The organism is Neisseria sp. P0009.S007 (assembly GCF_051962515.1).
The window spans coordinates 1-2,177 of the sequence record NZ_JBQCVF010000220.1; the positions used below are offsets into that span (position 1 = coordinate 1).

Sequence of the window (2,177 nt, forward strand, 5' to 3'; positions counted from 1 at the left end):
GTCCCCCAATTTACCGGCAAAAAAATCCGCGTCCACCAACTCAGCCTGCTGCTGGTCCCCATCGTCGGCATCGATAAACGCGGCTACCGCCTCGGACAAGCCGGCGGCTATTATGATGCCACCCTCTCCGCCATGAAATACCGCCTGCAAACCCAAACCCTGGGCGTAGGCTTCGGCTGCCAACTGACCGACACCCTGCCAACCGAACCCCATGATATCCCCCTAAACGGCTTTGTCTCCGAGCTTGGCGTATTGAAATTCAGACGGCCTCGATAGGACAATTATCGGTTTATTAAAATGCTAAAAGGCCGTCTGAAAACCTGGTTTTGGGGTTTCAGACGGCCTTTTATTTTATTGTGGCATTTTTTCAAAACTGAGGACTTGGAAAGTTTCTGTCAGGATTGATAAAACCCCATTTATTCCAGGAGGGAAAATATATGGATTTTTAAGAAAAGTTTCATTTATATGTTTGGTCCAATATTCTGTATGTTGATCTGTTACAAATTTAAAACTTGTATCTTTAATATCATTAAACGTAATCAGCATCACAGCAATAACATCTGTAAAATTAATATTAGAACTATTTAATGGGACGCCAGGTAAAGACTGAAGATTAAACAATCGAGCAAGATCTTTGGTATCAACGCGATGTTTATTAAAACCATCCATTAATTCTGGATAGAAACAGAAGATAAATACACCTGTAACGCGTAGCACGACATATTCCCACCTAGTAGTACCGCTTAGATTTTGACTTAAAGAATGATATATCTCTAAAAATCGGACTAATCGTTCTGTTTCTCTAAGCGATAAATCGTTCCGTTCTATCAAATCACTGATGAGTTTTATGGTTATCTCTTGTCCAATTAAACCTTTTAAATTGCCATCCCGTATCAATTGTTTGAAATATTCCACTGAAACTAAAGCCTGTACCATCTCAAACGGAGCCACAATCTTACCCGGCAAGGCAAAGCTGTACTTCAAAAACTTATCTAAATATTTCTGCGCATCCACCTCTGCGCCGTACCGATGATTAATCGCCGCGCGCAGTTGCTTGGTATTCGTAACCAGCACGACTTTGACGTTTTCAATATCAAAGACATGCTTGATAACTTCCAGCATATCAACCGCATAATCGGGACGGCAACGATCGAGTTCATCGATAAACAGGATAATCGGTTTGTCCGCTGCCAATTCTTTCAGGCAGGCTTTGAGCGTTTCCAGATTTTTTTCTGCTTCGATTTGCTCTTTCAATAGAGCTTCGACGGTTGCATCAATAGTTGCATCAATGGAATGACTGGCAAGTGTGGTGGCAACACCAGCTACAGTTGCCGCAGCATTTTTTGCTTCTTGCCCATCATTTGTAATTTGGCTCACTCCCTCCTCTAAATCTTCCCATTTTTGCTTTAGGACATGACCAACCGCTGCTTTAGCAACGGTTTTCATCGCGAATCCTACTGCTCTTGCGACTTTCCTCGTAATATTTTTGCGTTTTTCAGACGGCTGTCCATCGGTATCTTCAGGCGTACAGGTTTTGATGATTTCAGCAAGCAATGCCAGCAGAGGCTCTCCGCTATGGTCTGAACGGAAGGCGTCGATATAAACAGGCTGGTAATCGGGATGTTGCTGCTGCATGAGCCGAATCAGCTTTTGGCAAAATTCGGTTTTGCCCGTTCCCCAGCCACCATCAATGACCATAGGAGAAAGGTCGATGGGCGATGTCAGCAACTTGATGATGTTTTCGGCTATCGGCTTACGGTTAAATTCGTCGTGTGTAGCAAAAGTTTTTTCTAAAGCTTGAGTTTCCATATTATCCCTTTGTCTGTCATAGGTTTTGTGTAACGTATTTTACTCTGTCATCAGTTTTTATGTTTTTGTTCTTTTAAATTCAAAAAGGCCGTCTGAAACTTTCAGACGGCCTTTATTCAAATTAAACCTTACTTGGCATCTTTAAACCCACGTTTCAGATGCACCATCAGCAATGCGACGGTGGCAGGTGTTACGCCGGAAATGCGGCTGGCTTGGCCGACGGTTTCGGGTTTGTGCTGGTTGAGCTTTTGCTGCACTTCTGCTGACAAACCTTTGACTTTGCTGTAATCGATATCCTCGGGCAGCTTTAAGGTTTCGATGTCGCGGCGGCTGTCGATTTCTTCGTTTTGGCGGTCGATATAGCCTTG

Annotated in this window: 2 protein-coding genes and 1 pseudogene; 1 reads left to right on the forward strand and 2 read right to left on the reverse strand. The window is 43.5% G+C overall.

Annotation, left to right across the window (positions count from 1 at the left end; translation table 11 throughout):
* Positions 1 to 276 (forward strand): 5-formyltetrahydrofolate cyclo-ligase (locus ACTHS3_RS11805; protein WP_440368020.1); only part of this gene is annotated, 276 nt, incomplete at its 5' end.
* Positions 277 to 351: 75 nt separating this feature from the next.
* Here the strand turns inward: ACTHS3_RS11805 and ACTHS3_RS11810 are convergent.
* On the reverse strand, positions 352 to 1,809 hold the full coding sequence (locus tag ACTHS3_RS11810; protein WP_070608449.1) for a KAP family P-loop NTPase fold protein: 1,458 nt from the start codon (positions 1,807 to 1,809) through the stop codon (positions 352 to 354).
* 128 nt (positions 1,810 to 1,937) lie between these two features.
* Positions 1,938 to 2,177, reverse strand: a pseudogene (gene gidA, locus ACTHS3_RS11815) (tRNA uridine-5-carboxymethylaminomethyl(34) synthesis enzyme MnmG); the annotation flags it as partial.

What these genes read in the sequence shown, in the direction of transcription:
- ACTHS3_RS11810 (WP_070608449.1), bottom strand. Translation starts at nt 1,809, where the DNA reads ATGGAAACTCAAGCTTTAGAAAAAACTTTTGCTACACACGACGAATTT.